A 24416-nucleotide genomic window follows, 5' to 3' on the forward strand; every position below is an offset into this window, starting at 1 on the left:
ACCCCCCCCCCCCCCCCCCCCCCCCCCCCCCCCCCCCCCCCCCCCCCCCCCCCCCCCTCGGCGAGTATGGCGGTGTTGGCGTCGCGGTCGCGGGGTGAGCCTGCGGGACGAACGCCAGAAAGTGCCGGCCGGACCCGTCGGTACGGCAGCAGGGATGACGTCAGTGAGAAGCCTGTCGATCAGGTGACTCGCCCACCGCAAGCGGGCGTGGCTCGGCCCTCTGGCACTGGTCGTCGCGCTTGCCCTGCTGTATGCCGTCCGTCCGCAAGTCACCCCTGCTGCGAAGACGGAGGGCTGAACTCCCAGCGGGAACCATGCGGTTGGCTTTTGGGTGCCGATGCGGGACCTGGAGGTAGGGGGCGCGTCGGGCGCAATATTGCGGCCCGACCGCGCCGGGTGGCACGTCGCCACCGGCCGGTAGCACCGGCTGGCCCTTGCCGGGCCAAGCCGCGGCGACGAGCGCCTGCGCCCCCGTTCACCTGCACCCTCACCCTCTTTCTCTCTCCTTGGATTTGTCCGTGTCCGATGTCCTCGATGGCGAGGTGGTCGCCCTGCTCGGCGAGCTGGTCGAGGCCCGCTTCGGCCTGGCGATGCCGGAGCTGACCCGGCGGTGAAGACGGCCCCGCAAGCCAATGCGGCCGCCACCCCGCTGGTGCACGGATACGGGCTGCTTGCGCAGGCCCAGGGGATGCTGGAGAAGGCCGAGGGCGCCTTGGTGGTGGCCGCGCTGGAGACGGCGGTGGGGGAGATGTTGGACGACTCCGTCATGGAACTTGCTGAGCAGGTCAACGCCGCTGTCGAGTTTCGCGATGGGCGCGCTGCGGTTCCTGATGGAGGCACCCGCAGGCAAGGAGTGGACAGACGACGGCGCGGTGCACGAGGTGCACTCGCTCAAGCGCCGCGCGGCCACCGCAACCCGGCCCGTTCTGCGCCAAGTTCCTGGACGGCGTCCGGGAACAGGCCAACCGCCTCAGACTGGTCCGGAAGCGCTGGCCAGGAGCGGGACACGACTGGGAGAAAATGGGAGTTACAGCAGAGATCGGGTCCTGCTTGGAGTGGCCGGATAGAAGGCGCCTGACGGGCGGAAGCCCAGGTCAGGCGCCTGATGCGGGCCTCTAGAAGAACCCCAACTTCTTCGCCGAGTACGACACCAGCAAGTTCTTCGTCTGCTGATAATGCTCCAGCATCATCTTGTGGTTCTCCCGCCCGATCCCCGACTGCTTGTACCCGCCGAAGGCGGCATGCGCCGGGTACGCGTGGTAGCAGTTCGTCCAGACGCGGCCCGCCTGGATCGCGCGGCCCGCGCGGTACGCCTGGGAGCCGTCGCGGGTCCAGACGCCGGCGCCCAGGCCGTACAGCGTGTCGTTGGCCGTGCGGATCGCGTCGTCGAAGTCCGTGAAGGACGTCACCGCGACGACCGGGCCGAAGATCTCCTCCTGGAAGATCCGCATACGGTTGTCGCCCTCGAAGATCGTGGGCTGGACGTAGTAGCCGCCCGCGAGCTCACCGTCGTATTCGACGCGCTGACCACCCGTCAGGACCTTCGCGCCCTCCTGCTGGCCGATGTCGAGGTAGGACAGGATCTTCTGGAGCTGGTCGTTGGAGGCCTGGGCGCCGATCATCGTGTCGGTGTCCAGGGGGTGGCCCGCCACGATGGCCTCGGTGCGGGCGATGCCCGCCTCCAGGAACTCGCTGTAGTGGCCGCGCTGGATCAGCGCCCGCGACGGGCACGTGCAGACCTCGCCCTGGTTGAGGGCGAACATCGTGAAGCCCTCCAGCGCCTTGTCGCGGAAGTCGTCGTCCGCCGACCAGACGTCGTCGAAGAAGATGTTCGGTGACTTGCCGCCGAGTTCCAGCGTCACCGGGCGGATGTTCTCCGACGCGTACTGCATGATCAGCCGGCCCGTGGTCGTCTCGCCGGTGAAGGCGATCTTCGCCACCCGCGGGCTCGACGCCAGCGGTTTGCCCGCCTCCACGCCGAAACCGTTGACGATGTTGAGTACGCCCGGAGGGATGAGGTCGGCCACCAGCGCCAGCCATACGTGCACCGACGCCGGGGTCTGCTCCGCCGGCTTGAGCACCACCGCGTTGCCCGCCGCCAGCGCGGGCGCCAGCTTCCATGCGGCCATCAGGATGGGGAAGTTCCACGGGATGATCTGGCCGACGACGCCGAGCGGCTCATGGAAGTGGTACGCGACGGTGTCCTCGTCGATCTGGCTCAGCGACCCCTCCTGCGCCCGCAGCGCACCTGCGAAGTAACGGAAGTGGTCGATCGCCAGGGGGATATCCGCTGCCAGCGTCTCGCGGACCGGCTTGCCGTTCTCCCAGCTCTCCGCGACCGCCAGCTCCTCCAGATGCGCCTTCATCCGGTCCGCGATCTTGTTCAGGATGTCCGCGCGCTCCGCCGGGGCCGTGCGGCCCCACGCGGGGGCCGCCGCGTGGGCCGCGTCGAGTGCGCGCTCCACGTCCTCGGCCGTACCCCGGGCGATCTCGGTGAAGGACCGGCCGTTCACGGGGCTCGGGTTCTCGAAGTACTGGCCACCGGCCGGCGGCACGTACTCCCCGCCGATGAAATGGTCGTAGCGCGACTCGTACGAGACGATCGCACCCTCGGTGCCGGGCGCTGCGTAACGGGTCATGTCCGTGGCCTCCCTCCGGCGCCGCCCGCCCTTGGACGGCACTCGCAGCGCAGGCTAGGGAGGGCGAGGTTGCGCCCTCGTTGCGAGGTGCGGCGCCCCCTGGGCCTTGCCCGCTCGCCGGGTTCAGGGAGCGCCGGGGGCGCCGGGCACCCCCGACCTCATCCCCAGTTCCGTCTCCAGATCGGCCAACCTGGCCTGCGCCCATCCTCGTTGACTCTCCGGGAGTACCTGCACCAGGGCCCTCCACACCCTCGAATCCTCCTCGCCCCATGGGCTGCGCGCCCAGTCCGCCAGCAGGACGGGATCGCTCCGCTCGATCACGGCCGCGCGCAGCTGGGCGGCGAGCCGGGACCGTATCCGTACCACCGCGGGCGCCTGCGAGGCGGGCAGCAGGGGGCCCGCGTACGCGCCCATCGCCGCCGCCACCGCGCCCGAGGCCAGCCGGCGGGCGACCAGGTCGAAGTCGGTGTCGACGGGGAGCGTGAGGCGGTACGGGCGGGAGGCGAAAAGGTCGGGGCCCAGGAGGTGACGCAGACGGGAGAGTTCGGCGCGGATCGTCACCGGCGTCACGGACTCGTCCTCGTAGAGGTCGATCAAGAGTTGGTCACCCGTCAGGCCCTCGGGGTGGCGGGCGAGCAGGACCAGCAGCTCGCTGTGGCGGCGGCTCAGGCGCACCTTGCGTCCGGCCGCGACCAGGAGCGCCTCGTCGCGGCCGAGCGCGCTCAGCTCGATCGTGTCGCCGGTCGGTCGCGGGGCCAGCAGGGCGAGTTCCGCCTCCGCCGCCCGTGCCACCGCCTGGACGAAGGCGAGACTGTGCGGGTGCGCCAGGCCGTCGCCGCCGGTGATGTCCACCGCGCCGAGCAGCCGTCCCGTACGCGGGTCGTGCAGCGGGGCCGCCGCGCACGTCCAGGGGTGCACCGGGCGCCGGAAGTGCTCGGCGGAGAAGACCTGTACGGGCCGGTCCTCGGCCAGCGCCGTGCCCGGCGCGTTGGTGCCCACCGCCGACTCCGCCCACCGCGCGCCGGGCACGAAGTTCATCGCGCCCGCCTTGCGCCGGGTGCCCGCGTCGCCCTCGACCCACAGCAGCCTCCCGCGCGCGTCGCAGACGGCGACGAGATGGTCGCCGTCCTTCGCGTACGTGCCCGTCAGCTCGCGGATCACCGGCATCGCGCGCGCGAGGGGGTGCCCGTCGCGGTACGCCGCAAGCTCGTCCTCGTCCAGCTCCAGACCGGCCGTGCCGTCCGGGTTCACCCGGGCGCGCGCCGACCGCCGCCAGGACGCCGCCACCAGCGGGCGTACGGGCCGGACCACCCGTCCGGCCGAGGTGAACGCCTCGTGCGCGCGGCGCAGCTCACCCGTCCGCTCGGCCGGGTCCGCGCCCGCCTCCAGGGCGACCCAGGACGCATGCCGGGACTCGTACCGCGATTCGTACCGCGTATCGGTCACCTGAGCCTCCGGGCGGGCGGCGTGGACGGGGACCGGTCCATCGTCGGCCCGCCCCGCGCACCCGGCAAGCCACCTCGCACCGAGGGGCCCGCGCCCGGCCGGTCGTCACGTCGGCCCGCGTCCCGCTTCGGTGGGCCGTCCAGGCGCGCCGGTCGGGAGGAGGGGACCGGGGTGCCCGGTCAGGAGAAGTTGACCAGGCGGATGTACCGCACCCAGTCCCAGTTCGTCCCCGGATCGGTGTGGTCGCTGCCGGGCACCTGGTAGTGGCCGATGATGTGCTCGCGGTCCTTGGGGATGCGGTAGCGGTCGCAGATCGAGGCGGTCAGGCGCGCCGACTCCTCGTACAGCGCGTTGGTGAAGTAGACGGGCTGGTCCACCCAGCCCTCGTGCTCGATGCCGATGCTGCGCGTGTTGTAGTCCCAGTTGCCCGCGTGCCAGGCGACGTCACGCTCGCGCACCATCTGGGCGACATACCCGTCGGCGGAGCGCACCACGTAGTGGGCGGAGACCTTCTTCGCCGGGTTCTGGAAGATCTGGAGGGTGGTCGCGAACGACTCCTGGGTGACGTGGATGACCACCCGGTCGACGGCGTACGAGACGGGCCGCTGGGAGACGGTGTAATTGGAGGTCGAGGCGGCGACCCAGTGGGCCTGCGGGTAGTCGGTGTCGGCCATGGCCTCGGCTCGCGTCGCGGGAAAGAGCGCGCTCGCGGCCACGCTGGCGGCGGCGCCCTGGAGGAGTCTTCGGCGGTCCACGGGTAACGGAGCTCCTGTACGTCGTGTGTGCGTCGTATGTGTGTCGATACGTCACGTTCAACCGGCAAGAACCTCGCCGAGGTTACGGTACGGGGAGGTGCCGGAGCGTGGAAGACAAGCGGCGGCGCGTGGCGGCCTCCGCGCGCGGGGCTGTGCGCCACCACCACCCGGACGGCTTCCGCACGCACGGCGACTGACCGACTTTGGCGTAAATTCCGGGCAGGGGTCGCGAGATGAACCGTTTCCGTCCGACGCTGAAGGCTATGGCCACGCCCCCCGTACCCCCGCGCCCTCCCGGGCCTCCGCCTCCGTCGGGCGGGGGCTTCGGCCCCCCTGCCTGGCAGCCCCCGGCCCCGCCACCGCCACCCCCCACCCCACCGGCCGGGGGCGGTCGCCGGGGCGTGTACATACTGCTCGCTGTCATGGTGGCCGCGGCAGCGCTCCTCGCCGTCGTGCTCGTGGTGAACGGCGGCGGCGACGGGGCCGACGACAAACCGACGAAGAGCCCGGCGGGCACCGCGACCCAGACGCCGACGCCCTCCCTGAGCCTGCCGAGCGGGCTCCCGACCGGGCTGCCCTCGGAGCTCCCCACGGACCTGCCGTCGAACCTTCCGTCGACGCTTCCGACGGCCCTCCCGTCGGGACTGTCCACGCTGCTGCCGAGCGGGATCCCCAGCGACCTGCCCACCGACCTGCCGGATCTGCCGGACCTGCCGGAGCCGTCGGGGCGTCCCGGCGAGGTCCCCGGCGGAGACCTCCCCTCGGCGGTGAGCGGACCCGGCGACGACACCCCGTACTACGAGTTCAGGGCAGGAGGGATGGCGAAGCCGAGCCCGCGGGTGCCGCCAAGGGCGTAGGGCGTAGGGCGTAGGGCGCAGGGGTGGGGGAGCCCTGCCTCCTTACGTATGCGGCGGTGGCCGTGCCTCTGGGACGCAGCGGTCGTGGAGGGCGTGGAGGTCGTGGAGGCCGTGACGTTCGTGCAGGTGGTGGGGTTCGCCGGGGCCGCCGGTCCCGGGGCGCAGGTTTGGGGAGGCCCGGCATCGTGCGCCCCCGGGCCTGCCCACGCCCCCACCCCCACCCCTACCGCTCCAGCACCGCCCCCGGATCGGTGTCCGCGGGCCCCGCCGGGACCCAGGCGCCGCGTTCCTTGCGGTACGGCCACCACCGGCCGTCCCGCCCGAACCGGAGCTGTGCGCCGCCCCCGACCACCGTCCAGCGGTTCGCCCCGGACGCGCGCAGGACCGGCCGCTCCTCGTCCTGCCAGGCCCGTGCGAGCGCGTCCTTGGCACGGGCCAGCGCCTCCGGGCCGGGGGTCCACTCCTCCTCCAGTACGGAGAGGGAGGCGGCGCCCCCGTACCGCCACGCCTGTACGGCCAGATCCAGCCCGGCGGGGCGTCGCCCCGACCCGGCCGCCAGACGGGCCGTGATCCGCGGGTCGGCGCACTCCGCCGCCAGACGTACCGCGTCCTGACCGGGCATCAGGCAGGCCGTCAGGGGTTGCGACGCATGGCCCGGAGCCAGCGCTTCCGCCAGCATCTCCCGTGCCCGCCGCGCCGCGTCCGCCGCGAGGAACTCCAGCGCCGCGGGGTCGACACCGGGCCCGGGGGGCGTCTCCGTGTCGAGGCGCGGCGGCGCTCCTGCCCCGGCCGGTGTCTCCGGTGCCCCGGGCAGCGGTGGTACGACGTCCCGCGCCGCGAACACCTCGGCGGCCGGCACCCCGACCGGAACCTCCGGTTCCGCCGATCGGGGTGCCGCGCTGCGCTCCTCCAGCTCCGCGAGCAGCGTCCGCTCGCCCCGGCCCCGCATGAGCAGCAGCACGAACGGGTCCTGGTCGAGGAGCCGCGCCATCTGGTAGCAGAGCGCCGCCGTGTGCGGGCAGTGGTCCCACGCCCCACAGGTGCACTCGGGCTCCAGGTCGCCTATGCCCGGCAGGAGTTCCACACCGGCCGACGCCGCGTCCTCCACCAGGTGCGGCGGCATGTCACGGTCGAGGAGGGCCGCGATGTGCCCCGCCCGCTCCACCGCCATCCCCAGGAAGCGGTCCCAGCCGTCCTCGGAGAGCGGGTGCCACAGGACGTCGCCGCGGTGGGACGTGCCGTCCGGGTCGCGGACGACCGCGGTGATCCGCCCCGGCCGTACCGACACCGCCCCGACCGCACCCTCGCGCGCGTAGCGGCGGCCCGCCTTCAGCTGCCCGCCGTCGAGTGCCGTGTCCTCCAGTGCCTTGAGCCAGGCCAGCCCCCACCAGGTCTGGGCGAAACCCCGCCCGGGTGCGGGCGGCAGCGCCGCGAAGGTCCGCTCCTCGGGCGCACGGCCGCCCTGGGCGCCGCCCTCTTCCCCGTTCACCCGCTCCCGCGAACCGTCTTCCCTGTACACCCGCTCCCGCGAACCGTCTCCGTATCCGCTCATCGCCCGCTCCCTCGCAGTGCCACCAGGTCCGCCAGTTCGGCGTCGGACAGTTCCGTCAGCGCGGCCTCGGCCGACTCGCCCGTGCCGAGCACGGCGTCCGCCAGCTCCCGCTTGCGCGTCAGCATCTCGGCGATGCGGTCCTCGATCGTCCCCTCGGCGATCAGCCGGTGGACCTGCACCGGCTGGGTCTGGCCGATGCGGTACGCGCGGTCGGTGGCCTGCGCCTCCACGGCCGGATTCCACCAACGGTCGTAGTGCACGACATGACCCGCGCGGGTGAGGTTCAGGCCGGTGCCCGCCGCCTTCAACGACAGCAGGAACACCGGCACTTCACCGTCCTGGAAGCGCCGTACCATCCGCTCGCGCTGCTCCACGGGCGTACCGCCGTGCAGGAACTGCGTGGCGACGCCGCGCGCGGCCAGATGCCGCTCGATGAGCCGCGCCATCTGCACGTACTGGGTGAAGACCAGAACCGAACCGTCCTCGGAGAGGATGGTGTCGAGGAGTTCGTCGAGCAGTTCCAGTTTCCCGGAGCGGTCCTCGATGCGCGGCTGCTCCTCCTTGAGGTACTGGGCGGGATGGTTGCAGATCTGCTTCAGCGAGGTGAGCAGCTTCACCACCAGGCCGCGCCGCTCGAAGCCGTCCGCGCCCGCGATCTCCGCGAGGGTCTCGCGCACCACCGCCTCGTACAGCCCGGTCTGCTCCGTGGTGAGCGAGACCGTCCGGTCGGTCTCCGTCTTCGGCGGCAGCTCGGGCGCGATGCCGGGGTCGGACTTGCGGCGCCGCAGCAGGAACGGACGGACGAGCCGGGACAGCCGCTCGGCCGCCGCCGGGTCCTTACCGCCCTCGACGGCCTGGGCGTACCGGGTACGGAACGTGCCGAGGCGTCCCAGCAGCCCCGGAGTCGTCCAGTCGAGGATCGCCCACAGCTCGGAGAGGTTGTTCTCCACCGGAGTGCCGGTGAGCGCCACGCGCGCGCGTGCGCCGATGGTGCGCAACTGCCGGGCGGTCGCCGAGTAGGGGTTCTTGATGTGCTGGGCCTCGTCCGTGACGACCATGCCCCACGCCACCGAGCCGAGCCTGGCGGCGTCCAGCCGCATCGTCCCGTACGTGGTGAGGACGAACTCACCGTCCGTCAGGCCCTCCAGGCGCCGCGCAGAGCCGTGGAAGCGGCGTACGGGCGTGCCGGGGGCGAACTTCTCGATCTCGCGCTGCCAGTTGCCCATCAGGGACGTCGGGCAGACCACCAGCGTGGGGCCGGCGGTCTCCGGCGTGCTCTGGCGGTGCAGGTGCAGGGCGATGAGGGTGATCGTCTTGCCGAGGCCCATGTCGTCGGCGAGACACCCGCCCAGCCCCAGCGAGGTCATGTCGGCCAGCCAGTTGAGGCCGCGCAGCTGGTAGTCGCGCAGCCGCGCGGCGAGGGCGGCGGGCTGCTCCACGGGCTGTGCGCGGGCGCCCTCGGGGTCGGCGAGGCGGTCACGCAGCCCCGCGAGCCATCCCGACGCCTCGACCGCCACCCGGCGCCCGTCCACCTCCGTCGAGCCCGTCAGGACGGCACCCAGCGCGTCCACGGGGGTCACCTTGCGGTCCTGTGCCGCCCGGGCGCGACGGACCTCCTCCGGGTCGATCAGAACCCACTGGTCACGCAACCGCACCACCGGGCGGCTGGCCTCGGCCAGTTGGTCCAGTTCCGCGCGCGTGAGCTGCGTGCCGCCGAGCGCGAACCACCACTCGAAGGAGAGCAGGGCATCGGCGGAGAGCATGGAGGGGGCGTCGGACCGCGCACTGTCCGGCGACGTCCGGTGCGCGTCCCGCGGGTGGGAGCCGTGTGCGTGGGTGCTTCGCCCAAGAGCGCTCTGTCCGGGAGGGTTCTGTACGGGCCCGATCACCGCGCGCGTGGTGAACTTCCGCGCCAGGCCCTTGGGCCAGTGCACCTGGACGCCGATCGCGGCGAGCGTGCGCGCGGCGCCGCCGAGCAGCTCGCCCACCTCCTCGTCGGCCAGCTCGATCGTGTCGGGCACGGCCGCCGACAGCAGTGGCGCGAGCGGCGCCCACGCGCGCGTGGCGCGACGCAGCGCCAGCAGCGCGTCCATCCGCGCGTGCGGACCGAAGGCCCCGGCGGTCGGACCGGACTCGCCCCACACGTCGGCCGCGTCCGCCACCAGGGCGGGGTCGCTGACGCTGTGCAGCTGGAGCACGGCCCGGAACGTCGGTCCCTCCGTGCCGGGGTCCGCCGACTCCAGGCCGGGCAGTTCGACGCGGAGCGAGATCCGTACGCCCGCGTCGTGTCCGGCGGCCACCTCCGATGCCCAGGCGCGCTGTTCGGGCAGCCGCTGGGGCGGACCGGCCGCGAAGGCGGGGGAGCCGGCCGCCAGGGCGGCAGCGGGCGTACGCGGCAGCCCGTCCGCGACCGCGTCGAGGAACTGCCGCACCAGCACCTCGGGTTCGGGCAGCAGCAACAGTGCGGCACCGCTGTGGGCATGGCTGTCGGCGTGAGGGTCGGCATGAGTGTCGGCTTCACCGGCGGCGTCGAGCGGTACCGCGTGCGCCTCGGGCGGCATCGACGCCGCCAGTTCACGCACGCGCTCCAGCTCGTCGGCGCCGAGTGGTCCGATCCGCCACGCGTCGTGGTCGGTGGTGGTGAGGCCGGGCAACAGCAGCCCGCGCGCGGCGAGTTGCAGTGCGCGCAGTGCGGCCGTACCCCAGAAGGCGGCGGCTCGCGAGGCGTCGGGCCGGGCCCGGGCGCGGGTGAGGACGGGCAGTGCGTCGCGCACGGGCAGCAGAACCGCACGTACCTCGTACGGCTCGACGCCGGCCCCGGATCCGACGCTTGCTCCCACCACCGTCAGCTCCTCCACCGCCTCGCCGAGGTGGCCGGAGAGGGCGAGCGGGGCGGAGTCGTCGGCGTGCCAGAAGGCGACACTGCCGAGCCGGGGCGGGTCGGCGGGCAGGAAGGTGACGTGGCAGCGGGCGAGTTCGTCGATCTCGGAGGGTGTGGGCGCGGGAAGCCTGTGCTCGGCGATGACGCATTCCTCAAACTTGACTACTGCGGGTCTTGAGTCGCCGAGGGTACACCGGCCGGTGCGATGGCGGGCGCATGCTCGCCGTGATGTGGGTCACTGCCGAAGGGCGGCTGGGAGGCCGATCAGGAGGGTCGTCAGGGAGGTGGCGATGGCCGGTGTTGCCACCCGGGGTGGCGTCAGCCCCACCACGGCCCCGGGACAGACCCCCGCCCGTTCCGGGTGGTGGCCTCATGGCGGCAAGGGCCCTTCCATTTCTACGTTCTATGAGGTCAGCGCAGGTGACTGCGGTGGACCAGCGACCGGAGAACGACCATGCCCCAGGCCCTCGCGAACGCCGAGAGCGCGCCCTTGCTCGCGTCACCGCACCCCACCGGAGTCCCCGTCCTCACCGGAACTCCCCCAGAGGCCCCCACGGGAACCCTCACCGGCAGGGGGAGCGAATTCGCGCCGCTCCTGAAGGCGGTGAAGGGGCAGGGACTGCTGGAACGGCGTACCGGCTGGTACGCGAGGGGTGTCGCCGTCAACCTCGTCGCCCTCGCCGCCACCGTGGCCGCGATGGTCCTCACGGGCGACACCTGGTGGACCCTCCTGTACGCCGTGCCGCTCGCGGTCCTCTGGGCCCGGACCGCCTTCTTCGGCCACGACGCCGGCCATGCCCAGATAACCCGGGGTCGTCGGGCGGGCAGAATCCTCGGCCTGCTCCACAGCAATCTGCTGCTAGGCATGAGTTACGCCTGGTGGAACGACAAGCACAACCGTCACCACGCCAACCCCAACCACGTCGACAAGGACCCGGACGTCGGCGTCGGCGCGCTCGTCTGGACCGAGAAGCAGGCCGAGCACCGCGAGGGTCTCGCACGCTGGCTGACCCGCAACCAGGCCCGGCTCTTCTTCCCCATGCTGCTGCTCGAAGGCCTCGCCCTGAAGGTCTACGGATTCCAGGACCTGCGTCGGCAGCCCCGACGGGAACGCGCGGTCGAGGGCACGCTCCTCCTGGTGCACCTGGGCTGCTACCTCGGCCTCCTACTGAGCGTGCTCTCGCCGGGCAGGGCGCTGGTCTTCGCCCTGCTGCACCACGCGCTCTTCGGGCTCCATCTGGGAATGACCTTCGCCCCCAACCACAAGGGCATGGAGATGCCCGACGCCGACGACGACGGCTGGGGACATCTGCGCCGCCAGGTCCTGACCTCGCGCAACGTACGCGGCGGGCCGCTCACCGACTGGTTCCTCGGCGGCCTCAACTATCAGATCGAGCACCACCTCTTCCCGAACCTGCCCCGTCCGCATCTGCGGCTCGTACAGCCGCTCGTCCGTGCCCACTGCCGGAGCCTCGGCATTCCGTACGCCGAGACCTCACTGATCGACTCCTATCGGCAGGCCCTGCGGCACATGCACGCCGTCGGAGCACCGCTGCGGCGAGGCGCTGCCGCGTAGACGCCGCGTACCTGGCGCATAGTGGAGGCAGACGGCAGGGATGGCAGGGGTACCGGAGAGGAAAGCCGGTGCCGGGCGGGAACCGGACGACGCGGTGGCGCGTTACCTGGGCAGAGAGCGGCGGCGGCAGCGGCCGCGAAGGAGGCGACGGACATGTCGAAGCGCGTGATGATCGCCGTCGGTGGAGTGGTGGTGGGACTCATCCTGATTCCACTGATCGGATTCCTGCCGGCGCTGCTGGTGCTGATAGGGCTGCCCGTCCTGGGATACCTGATGCTGGACCGCAGCCAGCGACGCAGACTGCGGCACATCAGCCGCAAGGAGCTGCGCTGACGACGGCTGTGGCGCGCCGCGTATCTGATGCCACCCGGAATCGCCTGCCCCGGCACGCCCTGTCCGTCATGCCCTGGAAGGAGGTCAGGAAGGTCGTACGGCCATCGCGTCCAAGGCCTGGAGAAGCGCCGGCAATTTAGGGCCGCGCCCCACCGGCACCACCTCACCCGGCTCGTCGTCCAGCAGCACGAACGCGATGTCATCGGTCCTCGCGACGATCGACCAGCCAGGACCGTCCGCCCGCAACATACGCGCGCCGTCCGGCGCGAAACTGGACCGGACGCGCCCGAGCGGGGGAGGAGAGTCGAGGTACTGCCGGACCTCGGAGAGAACGCGCTCCACGCGTGCGCTGAGGCGGCCCGAAGCGAGGGCGGAATCAGGCTCGCGGGGGGAGTCACCCGTGGGCACGTCCGACGCCTCCAGTACCTCCGACGCCTCTACCGCCGCAGAGCCCTCGCCGCCCCCGGCCGCCCCGGCGTCCTGGTCACCCGCACCGCGTCCGTCCTCGTCCTGATCCTCACCATCGTCGGACATCTGTCCGCGCCACACCGCCCACTGGAGGGCGATCTGGTCCGCACCGAGGCGGCGTTGCGCCGAGCCCCACACGCTCGTGTCGGGCGGCGACAGCGGAGGACGCGCGGTGCCGTCGTCGTCCGGCTCCGGCTCCGGATCGTGCGGCGCCGCCACTCCGGGCGCGGCGACGGCCAGTTCCAGCGGCCAACCCGGCAGGGCGGCCACGACCGTACGCTCGTCCGGGGACAAGTCGTACTCCATCCCGCAGTCCCACGACGCGATCGCCACGGCGACCAACGAGACGTCGTCGACGATCACGGTCCAGCGGGCGCCGCTCCCGTCCTGCCCGAGGACCAGGCCGTAGCCACCCGGATACGGCTCAAGTCCCAGGGCCGCGCACGCCTCCGGGAAGTCGTCACCGAGCACGCTGGGGAACTGCGCGGGCGTGAGCAACACCGCCGTGAGCACATACAGCGCGTCGTCATCGACCGCGTCGGCCGCGGCTGTGCCGGCCGTGGCCTCGTCCGTCCCGGTCACGGAACCCTCCCCTTCGGATCGCTCGTCGGCGCACCTTAACCAGTGGGTAACCCGATCGTCGAGGGTTTGCGGCAGCGGAAGGCGCGGACAGGACCGGAGAGGGTGGTGGAGATCGCGGGGACGCGGCCGGCCCGGATCGCGCGGCCTGTGCTCCCGCCCGAGCCGCCGGTAGGGAATCAGGCGACCGGCAACCCCATGAGTGAACGGGCGACTGTCTGCGGTGACTCGTCCCGCTCCCGCGCGAGCGCGATGAGCGCCCGGCACGCCAGCTCCCGCACCCCGAAGGACATCGCCTCGGGCGACACCCAGCCGGTCGCCTCGTCCAGCGTCTCCTGATCGTCGTCGGCGCAGGCGGCGACATACGTGGCGGCGGCCTCGAAGAGATTGTGCTGCCGCGCGGTCTCGCGCCGTTCCGGCTTCCGGAATCTGCCGAACATGCGAAACATCCGGACCGCCTTCCTCGCAGGTGCGCTCACCCGTCAGAAACCAAAGTGCCTTTCTCAAACTAGAGTTGACGAGCTGGTGACAGATAGGGGTCGGAACGGGTCGATTGATGCGAAGAGTCGATCCGACGTGGCGACGCGCACCGCCGACGCGTGCCGTGAACGGCTCGCAGGCAAGGCAGACCGTGCGACGCCGACGCGCCGTTCGAGCCGTCGCTGGAGCCGCCGTTCACGGGTCGGTCACGGAAACCCGGCCGGACACCCCCTATGCGCCATGTGCGGTGGTGGCGCCCCCCGTCCCAGGTGACCCGAGTGACCGAAGAGTGGCCCGCAGCCACTTCAGCTCCGCCGCGCTCGTGGCCCGGGCCACGACGAGGATGCCCTGCCGGAACGGATCGTCCAACTCCTCGGCCCTCAGCGGACGTTCACCGTCGTAGAAGAAGCTGGCGGGCTCCTCCAGGAAGCGCAGCCGCCGCCGCAGCACCTCGGCCTGTCGATCCGGCTCGGGCAGGTGCCGCAGAAACGCCAGCAAGGTGAACCACCGGTTCTCGTCCGTGATCTCCACCTGCTCGGGCTCCGCGAGCCGCCGCACCAGTTCCGCCCTGCCCTCGTCGGTGAGCGTGAGCATGTGGCGGGGCGCCGCCACCGCCCCCGGCTGCGTCTCCCGCGCGAGCAGCCCTGCCTTCTCCAGCCGCTTGATCGCCGGGTAGAGCGTGCTCTCGGCCACCGGGCGCACGTGTCCGGTCAGCGCGGTGATCCGTTTGCGCAGCTCGTAGCCGTGCAGCGGTGCTTCGTACAGAAATCCCAGGATCGCGAGCTCAAGCATGGCCCGCATTCTGCCCGATGGGCGCGGTACATCGTTACCGGAGTACATCGGTACCGATGTATAGTCCCGCATCAAGCAGAGGCCGCAGAGGCGGTCGGCGCGGAGGCGCAGCAGAACGGGGGGATGGACCGTGCGACAGACGGCATTCGACGAGCAGGGCAGCCAGATCCGCTGGACCGAGTCGGAGGGACTGCGGACGGAGTCCCAGCTCGACGCCGACCGGCCGAACGCCGTCGCAGGGGAGGGGAGCGGCGAGGGACTCGACGGGCGAACGGGCCGGCCGCCCCTCGTGTACGTCCATGGGCTCGGCTCGGCCTCGACCGTCTACCACGCCCACATCGCCGCCGACCCGCGTCTTGCCGCGCGCAGACAACTCTTCGTGGACCTTCCCGGTCACGGCATCAGCGACCGTCCGTCCGGTTTCGGCTACACCCTGGAGGATCACGCGGACGCACTCGCCGCCGCTCTCGACGCGGCGGGCGCCGCCGGCGCCGACCTCGCGGGCCACAGCATGGGAGGCGCCGTGGCCATCGTGCTCGCCGCCCGCCGTCCCGACCTGGTGTCACGGCTGGTGCTCACGGAGGCCAACCTCGACCCGAACCCGGCCCCGAAGGCCGGAAGCAGCGGCATCGCGTCCTATACCGAGGACGACTTCGTCCATGGCGGCGGCTTCGCGGCCGTCCTCGAACGCGTCGGCCCGCTGTGGGCGGCGACGATGCGCCTCGCCGATCCCCGCGCCCTCCACCGCACCGCCCTCGGCCTGGTGCGAGGCACCGACCCCACCATGCGCCACCTCCTGATGGGCCTGCCGATCGACCGCACCTATCTGGTGGGCGACGTCGACAACGACCTCCCCGGCCGTGCGGAACTGGCGGCCTCGGGCGTCCGTATAGAGGTGGTACCGAACGCAGGCCACAACATCATGTTCGACAACCCCCAGGCCTTCGTCAGGGCGGTGGCAGGTGAGGGTGCGAGGGTTGCCACGGCGGTGTCGGGGCGGCGACGCCGATCCTGACCGGACGTGCACGCCAGCCGAGGCCGCCCCCCCCGGCTACTCCTCCCGCACCGCCACCGCCAGGAACCGCGCGTCCTCGTCCACGTACGACACCATCCGCCAGCCCGCCCCCGCGAGCAGCGGCCGCAACCGCGGCTCCGCCCGAAGGTCGTCCGCAGTGATCTGCCGTCCCTGGCGGGCGGCGAGGGCCGCACGGCCGATGGGGTGGAAGAGCGCCAGCCTGCCCCCGGGGCGCACCACCCGCGCCAACTCGCGGAGGTTCGCCTCCGGGTCCGGCAGATGTGAGATCAAGCCCGCACCGAACACGGCGTCCAGGGTGGCGGTCCGCAGCGGCAGCCCGGCCACGTCGCCGAGCAGCAGCGCACCGGCACGGTTTCGCCCTGCCCGTACCGCGGTTTCCAGCATCTCCGGCGTCAGGTCGAGGCCGAGCACCGTGCCGCCCGGTCCCACCGCGTCCCGAAGCGGCGGCAGCGCGCGGCCCGTCCCGCACCCGGCATCGAGCACGGCCGCCCCGGCGGGCAGCCCCAGCTCCGCGACCGCCGCCGCGTAGGCCGGCCCGTCGTCCGGGAAGCGACTGTCCCAGTCAGCGGCTCGGGCGCCGAAGAATTCCTGAATGTGCGTCTGGTCATGGGCCATCTGTCCATGATCCCGCACAGGCCGTCGGTCCGGTGCTTGCTCCACGCGCGCGACGCGCACGCCCACGACGCGCACGCCCCGCGACGCGCACGCCCCGCGACGACGACCGTGGTGTGCGCGCCCGGCACCTCCGGCAATGTGCTGCCACCCGGGGCTCCTCCTGCCCGGGTTCTCCGCCGCGCCAGGCGGGCGTTGCCGTTACCGTCGGGAACCCCTGCTTGCCCCCGTGCGAACCATGCGTAAGGCTTGCCGCAGACCTGGGGGAAAACGGGGAACACATGAGCGGGATGAGGCTGTCATGGCACTGAACAAGGAACTCGACTGGCTGCTCGACGACCTGACCAAGCGCGTCGAGCACGTGCGGCACGCCATCGTCCTGTCCAACGACGGTCTGGTCACCGGAGCGAGTGCCGATCTGCCCCGCGAGGACGCGGAGCACTTGGCCGCGGTCTCCTCCGGCCTGCACAGCCTGGCCAAGGGGTCCGGCCGTCATTTCCGGGCAGGCAGGGTGCGGCAGACGATGGTCGAGTACGACGAGGCAGTCCTCTTCGTTACGGCGGCGGGTGACGGGAGTTGTCTGTGCGTGCTGGGCACCGCGGAAGCCGACATCGGCCAGATCGCGTACGAGATGACGCTGCTGGTCAACCGTGTCGGCGAGCACCTCGGGGTGGCGGCGCGCCGTCCCGGCCCTCCGATATCTGGCATCTGACCAGCGGTTTCACGGCGGGGTGAGGTCCCGCTGGGAAGGTTATCCACAGGCCCAGCGGGATGTCTGCGCGGAGGGTTACGGTCGTCACCGAGAGTATTCGCAGACTCACGGGGGAGGACCTCATGACCACCACGACCACGGCCGAAGTGGGCGGAAAGACAGTCGCCTTGGGGCGGGCCGCGCAAGAACTACAGCTGAAGCGGGGCGAATTCGAGCTCGCTGTCCAGCTCGGCCATGTCCGTACCGTACGGGAGGGCCCGGGCACCCGCCCGCGGGTCGCGCAGGAGGAGATCGAGCGGATCCGCTCGACCGAGGGTTTCCCGGAAGCCCTGCGCGAGCGGGTACGGGTGGTGGGCACGGCCGAGGCCTCACAACTGCTCGGCGTTCCCGCCCACCGTTTCACCCGGCTCGCCCGCGGCGGTCACTTCACACCGGTCAAGTGCTATCTCAACCGCTACAGGGCCGTCGTCTGGCTGTACCTCGCGGAGGAGGTGACCGACCTGGCCTTTCGGCACCCCGAGTTGATCAACGATCGGCAGCTGCCGAAGGAGACGCTGGTCCGGCTGGGCGCGGGCGAGGACCGGCGACCGCGCAACTGGCGGGGCCGCCGCGCCGCCATGCTGCTGCGACAGACCGATGACCCGTGGGAGCGTGCCGCGGGCATCGCGTCCGCGCTCGATCCCGCGCATGTGGCGGAGGTGGTCCCGGACCCGCATGAGCGCGCCTACCTGATTCACCTCCGGCCCGAATCGGTTCGGGTCGGCCCGGACTCGCCCGCCGCCCGGGAGATCATCGAAAGGCTGCAACGCGCTCAGGACCTGGACGAGGTGCTGTGGTACCGCATGGATCTCGCCCAGCATCTGAGCGTCGCCCGGTCGTTCCGCCCGGCGCCGCGCCCGGAGGGCACGCGCCCCGGATTCGACGGGCCTTGCGCCGCGCGGCCGGTTCCGATTCCCGCGGCCGCTTCGGCTCCCGTACTGGTGGAGCCCAAGCTGAGCGCACTCGGGCAGAGCGGTTTCGTGCAAGGCCGGCCGGACAGGAGGCGGCTTCGGCCCGTGGGAGCGGAGCGGGGGGAGTCCGGGGAGCATCGCGCAGAGGCCGGCGAACATGGAGAGTACGGGGGACCCCGGGTCGGCCACGGAAGGCTCAGGCGCGGCCTGGCGCGTCTGCGGCGGCCCAGGTCTGCCGCCCGTTCGACGACCACCGCGCCCTGATCCCGGCGGCAGCGATGCTGAAATCAGGGCTCGTCAAGGGGGCCACGGCTGCGGCCCTTTCAGTGCTGCACCGCACGTTGAGCGGTGGCCGAAGGCCGCCCCCGCCGCCCATGGCCGCGCTTGCGTCGGCGGTCCCGCTGCGGCCACAGCAGGACGTATGCCGTGGAGACCACCACGAAGGCGAGACGTATCAGTCCCCGTGCCGAGTCGTCCGGGACGACGAAGACGCTTCCGTACAGGGCGATCAGCCCGAGCCAGCTCCACCACGGCACCAGCCGGCGCTGGCCGATCACATCCCACAGGAGGGTGCCCAGCAGGACGGACGCTGTGTAGTACGTGTAAACGCTCGGGTCGAGAACGATCCGGGCGTTGGCGCCCAGCAGCACCACCGCCGTCCAGCGCTGGCGCCAGACGGCGATGCCTCCGAGCAGCAGACTCAGCGCGGCCTGGGCGGGCCGGTCCCAACCGGGGGTTTCGGCGTCGCCCACGCCCAGCCAGCGCAGCGCCGAGGCGGGTTGGTTGGGTATCGCGAACCCGGTGGCGGCGAAGCTGTCCGCGTTGCCGAGGAAGAAGGGCAGCCACGCCAGGGCGACGAGCCCCGCGCACCACAGCCCGGCACGCGGCCACGACTGCCGGGGCAGTGCGAAGAGCAGCATGGCGAAGCCCAGCGCGGTCGGTTTGGAGTCCATGGCCAGGGCGAGCCAGATGCCTGTCCCGGCCGCGTTGCCACGGGTGACCGCGCGGACGGCGAGGGTCGTGAAGAACAGCGCCAGCACGTCGTCGAGGTGGCCGAACCGGACCGAGACCTCGATCCACATGGGGATGAAGGCCAGCCCCGCGATGAGGACGCGGCGGCGCAGGCGCTGGTGGTTCGTGCCCGTGCCGAGGAAGTGCCAGGCGGCGCTGCGGCCGACCAGCACCACGATCACCAGCCCGAGAACCGACATCAGCGCCGCGGCGAGGAACTGCCCGGTCGAGTCGGGAAACGGGTTGAAGAGACCGGCGACCAGAAAGCTGACCGGCCCCATCTGGAGCTCGGGGTGGTGGGCGTACAGGTTGAGTCCGCCGGTGCCGTCGCCGGACGGTCCCTGGTAGATCAGCTCCCCGCCGGTGCGCAGGTAGTGCCAGGAGAAACCGCCGTTCGGCTCCACCACGGCGAACCACACGGCGGTCCACGCGGTGAGCAGCACGAGGTGCATCCGCTGACTGATGGCCGGCACGTTCGTTCAGCTCCTGTTTCCCCGCCGGGTACGTCGACAGCTCGCAGGGGCCTGCGGAGCCCGGCAGGGAAGACGGGAGTGCGGTGCGGCTCGTTCATCGGGGGACGCATGTGTGCTTCCCGCCACACCCGAAGGGTGACGAATGGGTCAGCTCACGCTGATCATCTTGGCGACGCTCGGCACGCCGTCCGCGTTGAGGGCGAACAGCAGGTACGTGCCGGGGAGGGCGATACCGGGGTCGCTCGGGATGGAGAGTTGGTAGGAGCCTTCGCCGACCTGTCGGAACGTCAGGGGCACCCGGCGCTGGTCGTTGTCGGTGGAGTGGGTCGCGGCCCCGGAGCGGACCAGCGCGAAGGCGCTGACGGGCGAGCCGGTGGAGACGGGCAGCGTCGAGCCGAGTGCCACATGGGCCGGGGGAGTGCTGGTGATCACGGGCCGGGTCCGTTCGGTGCCGTCCGGGTTCAGCAGATAGGGCGGGGTGAAGATCGAGCCGTTGAGGTGGTTGGTCGCGCAGTCGCCGCACAGTCCGCCGCCGCCCGAGAAGACGCGCCCGTCGGGCAGCAGGTTCGCGGTGCTGTGGTAGGTCCGGGGCACCGCCATGGTGGCGAGCGGTGTGAAGCGGCCGGTCGCCGGATCCCAGATCTCCGGGGTCATGACCGAGGTCGCGTCGCTGAACGGGACCGGGGTCTGCTGCCCTCCGAAGACGGCGACCTTCCCGTCCGGCAGTACCACGCTGTTGCTGAACGCCCGGGCGGCGGCCATGTCCCCGGTGCGGGTGGCGATGGGGCGGCCGCCGCCGTTGAGGTCGACGGTGTAGGCCCGGCGGGTGGCGGGGGTGTTCTGGTAGGCGGGCGCGCCGCCCAGGGTGAGCAGCTTGCCGATGTCGTACGAGACGGCGTTGCCGTTCATCGCGTCCGGGCTGTCGGCCCTGTTGCCGGCGGGGGTGATGGTGCCGTCGCCGTCGGTCGTGATCCAGTTCATCTGCTTGCTGGGGCCGAGCTGGAGGACGCGGCCCCGGGAGGTGGCGTGCAGCCACATGTGGTTGTCGGCCCGGTAGGGACCGGCGGGGTCGGCCGTCATCGCGCCCGCGGCCGGCACTCCCGGCAGCTTGCGCCAGGTGTGGGTGGCGGCGGACCACACCTCACCGTTCTTGGGACCGTCGCCACCGCTCCACGACCCGCCGAGGACGAACGCGTCACCGTTGGAGAGCAGCGTCATCGCCTGGTAGCCGCGGGTGATGTTCATGTCGGCCGTCGAGGACCAGGAGTCCGTGGCGGGGTCGTAGATGCTCGCCCGGGACGCGTTGCTGCCGCCGGTGACCAGCACCCGTCCGTCGGCCAGCAGGGCTATGCCGGGACAGAACATGTCGTGGCCGGTGTTGTCGACGCGGCGCTGGGTCACATGGCCGGTGGTGAGGTCCATGATGGCCGTCTGGGTGTAGCCGTTGCTGCCGCCGAACCGGTCGACGGCATACGCCGACCAGGCCAGGAGCTTGTTGCCCGGCAGGACGGCCGTGGCGACCGGCACCAGGGGGAAACCGGTGACAGGACCCCAGGAGCCTCCCACCGAGGGGTCGCTCGGACCGCTGAGCCGGATCTCGGCCGCGGAGCTCCAGGTCCCCCGTTGTCCCGCCTCGCTGAGCGCGATGAGGCGTACGTAGCGGGCGGAGACGGCGCGGGTGAAGGGAACGGTCTTCGTGGTCGCGTCGTCCTTGAAGTGGCCGCTCGCGACCGGTGCGCCGAACGAGATCCCGTCGAGGCTGGTGGAGACCGTATAGGTCCCGATGCGGCCGTTCGCGTTGGTCTGTCGCGGCTGGTAGGTGAGCGCGGAGACCGTGGTGGTGCGGTGCATGTCGATGACGAGGGCGTGCGGGAACCGTGTGGGCTTCGGCGACCACCTGCTGTGCCAGAAGGTGGCCGGATTGCCGTCAAGGACGTTCGCGGCGCGGTCGTTCTCCTTGGCCGTCTCCTCATCGGTCGCGGAGGCCGTCCAGCCGTCGACCGGCAGGAAGGCGGTGGAGGGCGCCGGGAGGCCGGGGGCACCCAGGAGGCCGACATCGGCTCCCGACGTCGGCGGGGTGGGCGCGGAGCGGGGGGAGGTGCGTTCCGTCCCGGCGGCCCGGCCACGGCGACCGCCGGCCGTGGTCGTGGCAGAGAGCCGCAGGTAACGGGTGTTCTGTGCGGCGAAGTCGAGGGTCTTGGTGGTGAGGTCGTCGGCCAGGGTGCCGGTGGCCACGGGCCGGGTCCAGCGCCGCCCGTCCGTACTGAGACGGATGGCGTACTCGGTGACACGGCTGCCGTCGACGGCCTTGCGCGGTCGGTAGACGAGCGCGGAGACGACGTCCGTCCGGTGCATGTCGATGGTGAGGGAGGTGCCGCTGGTCGTGACGGACCAGCCGGACTCGTCCAGGGCGGGCGCGATGGACCGCATGGCCTCGGCGGGGACCACTCCGTGGTGGGGAGAGGTCGGGGCCGCGTTGGGGTCGATCACCGGGGGCGCGGGGCGATGGCCGGCGGCGGCGTCGCTCGGCACCAGCGGCACCAGCGCGGCGGTCGTCGTGACGGCCGCGATGAGGACGAGGGCACGCGGTCTGAGGCGGGTGAGACGGAACGATGTACGCGAGAACCTGGATGTCATACGAGCCCCCCGGCTGAGATGTGGCGGCAATGCTCCGGCTGAAGCTAGGTCATGTGGGTGCCGTGTCAAGGTCAGATGCCGGAATCGCGCCGTACTCGGGCAGGTCCTGGCGTGGAAACGGCGAATGATCCGCCCTTGGCTCCGGGTGGTCCAGGCCAAGAGCGCCCCACGTGTACGCACACCGCACGTTTCTTCGCACCGCTTCTCCGTGCGTTGCGGCTCCGCGCATCGGTACTGCGCGTCCTGGGGCAGCGGGGTCCACCTGGTTTCCGGTCGGCAGCGGCTCGGGGGGGAGGGGGCCACCGCCGACCGGGCGTTCTCACAGTGGGGGACGGCGGGCCCCCGGCCGGGCACCGGGGAACCCGCATCCGACGCGGGAGGTGTCAGCCGGCGGCCTCGTAGGCAGCCGCACCCGCTCGGCGGCCCGCCAGGGTGAGCAGGGCGACACCGGTCAGGGTGCCGACGACGAGTACGGCCGCCCCGGTCCACGCGGCGTAGCCCACCGCGTCCGTGAAGGCCACGGCCGGGCTCTTGACGCCCGCGGTCAGGCGGTCCGTGAAGCGGGAGGTCATCAGGGTGCCCAGGATGCTGGTGCCCAGGACCGCGCCGACCTGGCGGGCGGCGTTGACCGTACCGCTGGCCTCGCCCTCGCGACCGCGTGGCACATGGCTGACGCCGAGGGCGGTGGAGGGCGCGTTGGCGAGCCCGCAGCCCAGCCCGAAGACGACGAGTGCGGGGGCGTACGCGGTGAAGGTGTCGCCGGGCTCGACGGTGGCGAACAGTGCCGCGCCCGACGCGGCCAGGAGGAGCCCCGCGATGATCAGCGGCCGGGGGCCCCACTTGCGTACGAGGACCCCTGCCGCGACCGACGCGGCGATGAAGGTGACGAACTCCGCCAGGAGTTGGACGCCCACCTCCAGGGCGCTCAGGCCGCGCACCCGTTGGAGCCACAGGACCTGAAGAAGGGAGACACCGACGAAGCCGAAGAGGACGGTGGCCGCCAGCAGCAGGGAGGCGCTGTAGGACGGATCGCGCATCAGACGCAGGTCGAGCATGGGGGACTCGCGGCGCAGCTCGACGACGACGAACAGGCCGAGGAGCAGAAGGGCTCCGGCGAGGGAGGCGAGGGAGCGGGCGGCGGTGTAGCCGTGGTGGCCGCCGTCGATCAACCAGTAGATGAACAGGGCGAGTCCGGCTGTGCCGAGTACTTGTCCGGCCCAGTCGGGTCGGCCGCCCGGGACGCGTGACTCCTCCACCCGGGCCAGCGCCACGAAGGCGGCCACGGCGCCGAGAGCCACGTTCAGCCAGAAGGCGGCGTGCCAGGTCCACCACCGCAGCGCGAGTCCGGCGGTGACGGGACCGATGGCCAGGCCGAGCCCTGAGGTCGCGGCCCAGGCGGAGATGGCTCCGGCGCGGCGGCGCGGGTCGGGGAAGGCGTGGCTGACCAGCGCCAGCGAGCTCGGGGTGATGAGCGCGCCGCCGAGGCCCGCGAGGGCCTGGCCGATCAGAACCGTCTGGAGGGTGGAGGCGAGGACGAGGACCAGTCCTCCCGCACCCATGGCCACGGCCCCGGCGAGGAAGACTCTCCGGCGGCCCCAGCGGTCCGAGAGGGCACCGGCGCCGAGGACGAAGGAGGCGACGACGAGGGTGTACATGCTGGGTACCCAGACCAGGTCGGCCGGGGCGACGTGGAGGTCGTCCTGGACGGCGCTGAGGGTGCCGATGGTTTGGGTGGTCTGGAGGAAGACGGTGAACAGGCCGAGGCAGGCGGCTACGAGGACGGCCATGGGGCTGCCCTTGGTGCGGAGGTCAGCGCGTGGCACGGGACACCTCCGTGACTCCCGAGGCTCCCGGAGTCCCCGAGAGGGCGGCCTTGACCTGGCGGGTGAGCGCGTCGGCGAGCACTTCCTCACGGCCCGCCTCGACCGCGTCGAGTACCTGGTGGGCCACGTCGACGGGGCTCGTCTTCGGCTGGTCGACGCCGGCTGCCATGTCGGTGTCGATGAAGGCCGCGTGGACGGCGACGGTCAACGTGTTCTGCGGCCGCAGCTCTTCGCGTATCGCGTTCGTCATCGACAGGGCGGCTGCTTTGGAGACACCGTACGAACCGACCTGCGGGAGCGTGTGCCAGGACAGCACGGAGAGCATGTTGACCACGGCGCCGCCACCGTTCCGGGCGAGCACGGGCGCGAAGGCGCGGCACATCGCCAGAGTGCCGAAGAGATTGGTCTCCAGCTCCGCCCTCGCCCCTTCGAGTGAGTCCGTACCGATCAGGGAACTGCCGCGCAGAATCCCCGCGTTGTTGAGGAGAAGGGAGGTGTCGGAGCAGAGTTCGGCGGCCGCGGCTACCTGGGCGGGGTCGGTGATGTCGAGCGCGACCGGGGTGAGTCCCGGGTCGGTCACCGTGCGCGGATCGCGCGCCGCCGCGTAGACGGTTTTCGCGCCCCGTTGCAGCAGGGCGAGGGCGAAGGCGCGCCCCAACCCTCGGTTGGCGCCGGTCACGAGCGCCGTGGTGTTCCGCATGCGCGTCTTCTTTCGGGGTGGTGGAAGCAGGCCCGAAGGCGAGTGAGTAGGAAAACTGGATTCACTCTAGCGGAGTGGGTTGGATATTCAAATGGATGGAGGTG

At 71.9% G+C, this 24416-nt stretch carries 19 protein-coding genes; 6 read left to right on the forward strand and 13 right to left on the reverse strand.

The genetic code is table 11. The features are described from left to right. Positions 1-1115: 1115 nt before the first annotated feature. The 3 genes from exaC to AC069K_RS24845 all read right to left on the reverse strand — a co-directional run bounded on the left by exaC (position 1116) and on the right by AC069K_RS24845 (position 4840). Positions 1116-2639 (reverse strand): acetaldehyde dehydrogenase ExaC, encoded by a 1524-nt coding sequence (exaC, locus tag AC069K_RS24835; RefSeq protein WP_478619931.1) that lies wholly within the window; start codon positions 2637-2639, stop codon positions 1116-1118. A gap of 123 nt (positions 2640-2762) precedes the next feature. Continuing rightward, positions 2763-4085 carry a helix-turn-helix domain-containing protein gene (locus AC069K_RS24840; RefSeq protein ID WP_478619934.1) on the reverse strand — a complete coding sequence of 441 codons (1323 nt, stop codon included), beginning with the start codon at positions 4083-4085 and terminating at the stop codon, positions 2763-2765. 179 nt (positions 4086-4264) lie between these two features. Further along, entirely contained in the window at positions 4265-4840 is a 576-nt protein-coding gene (locus tag AC069K_RS24845; protein ID WP_478619937.1) for an N-acetylmuramoyl-L-alanine amidase, read from the reverse strand. A gap of 422 nt (positions 4841-5262) precedes the next feature. Between AC069K_RS24845 and AC069K_RS24850 the strand changes: the two genes are divergently transcribed. Further along, complete coding sequence (locus AC069K_RS24850; RefSeq protein WP_478619940.1) at positions 5263-5697, forward strand: hypothetical protein; 435 nt, start codon at positions 5263-5265, stop codon at positions 5695-5697. 223 nt (positions 5698-5920) lie between these two features. Here the strand turns inward: AC069K_RS24850 and AC069K_RS24855 are convergent, their stop codons facing one another. Both AC069K_RS24855 and AC069K_RS24860 read right to left on the reverse strand, forming a co-directional pair. Beyond that, positions 5921-7249 carry an SWIM zinc finger family protein gene (locus AC069K_RS24855; RefSeq protein ID WP_478619943.1) on the reverse strand — a complete coding sequence of 443 codons (1329 nt, stop codon included), beginning with the start codon at positions 7247-7249 and terminating at the stop codon, positions 5921-5923. After that, the gene (locus tag AC069K_RS24860) at positions 7246-10272 is read right to left on the reverse strand and encodes a DEAD/DEAH box helicase (protein WP_478620065.1); all 3027 of its coding nucleotides are present in this window, start codon (positions 10270-10272) and stop codon (positions 7246-7248) included. The genes AC069K_RS24855 and AC069K_RS24860 overlap by 4 nt, the downstream gene beginning before the upstream one ends. A 312-nt stretch (positions 10273-10584) precedes the next feature. Here AC069K_RS24860 and AC069K_RS24865 point away from each other — a divergent pair, with 312 nt between their 5' ends. Next, entirely contained in the window at positions 10585-11706 is a 1122-nt protein-coding gene (locus tag AC069K_RS24865) for a fatty acid desaturase family protein (RefSeq protein ID WP_478619946.1), read from the forward strand. 153 nt (positions 11707-11859) lie between these two features. Beyond that, positions 11860-12039, forward strand: coding sequence for a hypothetical protein (locus AC069K_RS24870; RefSeq protein WP_358832885.1), 180 nt, complete (start codon positions 11860-11862; stop codon positions 12037-12039). An 84-nt stretch (positions 12040-12123) separates the two neighbouring features. Here the strand turns inward: AC069K_RS24870 and AC069K_RS24875 are convergent, their stop codons facing one another. From AC069K_RS24875 to AC069K_RS24885, 3 genes are all read right to left on the reverse strand, one after another. After that, a complete protein-coding gene (locus AC069K_RS24875) occupies positions 12124-13089 on the reverse strand; it encodes a hypothetical protein (protein WP_478619949.1) in 966 nt (321 codons plus the stop codon). A gap of 176 nt (positions 13090-13265) precedes the next feature. Beyond that, positions 13266-13535 (reverse strand): hypothetical protein, encoded by a 270-nt coding sequence (locus AC069K_RS24880; RefSeq protein WP_478619952.1) that lies wholly within the window; start codon positions 13533-13535, stop codon positions 13266-13268. A gap of 262 nt (positions 13536-13797) precedes the next feature. Beyond that, positions 13798-14358 (reverse strand): PadR family transcriptional regulator, encoded by a 561-nt coding sequence (locus AC069K_RS24885; protein WP_365101630.1) that lies wholly within the window; start codon positions 14356-14358, stop codon positions 13798-13800. A gap of 130 nt (positions 14359-14488) precedes the next feature. Here AC069K_RS24885 and AC069K_RS24890 point away from each other — a divergent pair, with 130 nt between their 5' ends. After that, on the forward strand, positions 14489-15373 hold the full coding sequence (locus AC069K_RS24890) for an alpha/beta fold hydrolase (protein ID WP_478619956.1): 885 nt from the start codon (positions 14489-14491) through the stop codon (positions 15371-15373). A 36-nt stretch (positions 15374-15409) separates the two neighbouring features. Here AC069K_RS24890 and AC069K_RS24895 read toward each other — a convergent pair whose 3' ends face one another. Beyond that, positions 15410-16009: a class I SAM-dependent methyltransferase gene (locus AC069K_RS24895; RefSeq protein WP_478619959.1), complete on the reverse strand. Its 600-nt coding sequence runs from the start codon at positions 16007-16009 to the stop codon at positions 15410-15412. A 298-nt stretch (positions 16010-16307) separates the two neighbouring features. Between AC069K_RS24895 and AC069K_RS24900 the strand changes: the two genes are divergently transcribed. After that, complete coding sequence (locus tag AC069K_RS24900) at positions 16308-16718, forward strand: roadblock/LC7 domain-containing protein (RefSeq protein ID WP_478619962.1); 411 nt, start codon at positions 16308-16310, stop codon at positions 16716-16718. A gap of 122 nt (positions 16719-16840) precedes the next feature. Continuing rightward, complete coding sequence (locus tag AC069K_RS24905; protein ID WP_478619965.1) at positions 16841-17932, forward strand: DUF6397 family protein; 1092 nt, start codon at positions 16841-16843, stop codon at positions 17930-17932. 59 nt (positions 17933-17991) lie between these two features. On the opposite strand, the gene AC069K_RS24910 is transcribed toward AC069K_RS24905, so the two are convergent. The 4 genes from AC069K_RS24910 to AC069K_RS24925 form a co-directional block, all read right to left on the reverse strand. After that, complete coding sequence (locus tag AC069K_RS24910) at positions 17992-19152, reverse strand: hypothetical protein (RefSeq protein WP_478619968.1); 1161 nt, start codon at positions 19150-19152, stop codon at positions 17992-17994. Between the two features lie 147 nt (positions 19153-19299). Beyond that, positions 19300-21789 carry a discoidin domain-containing protein gene (locus tag AC069K_RS24915; protein ID WP_478619971.1) on the reverse strand — a complete coding sequence of 830 codons (2490 nt, stop codon included), beginning with the start codon at positions 21787-21789 and terminating at the stop codon, positions 19300-19302. A 383-nt stretch (positions 21790-22172) separates the two neighbouring features. Then, the gene (locus AC069K_RS24920) at positions 22173-23612 is read right to left on the reverse strand and encodes an MFS transporter (protein WP_478619974.1); all 1440 of its coding nucleotides are present in this window, start codon (positions 23610-23612) and stop codon (positions 22173-22175) included. Next, a complete protein-coding gene (locus AC069K_RS24925; protein WP_478619977.1) occupies positions 23599-24312 on the reverse strand; it encodes an SDR family oxidoreductase in 714 nt (237 codons plus the stop codon). Before AC069K_RS24925 ends, AC069K_RS24920 begins: the two co-directional genes overlap by 14 nt. Positions 24313-24416: the final 104 nt, after the last annotated feature.

Source organism: Streptomyces sp. NPDC043908 (assembly GCF_056435525.1).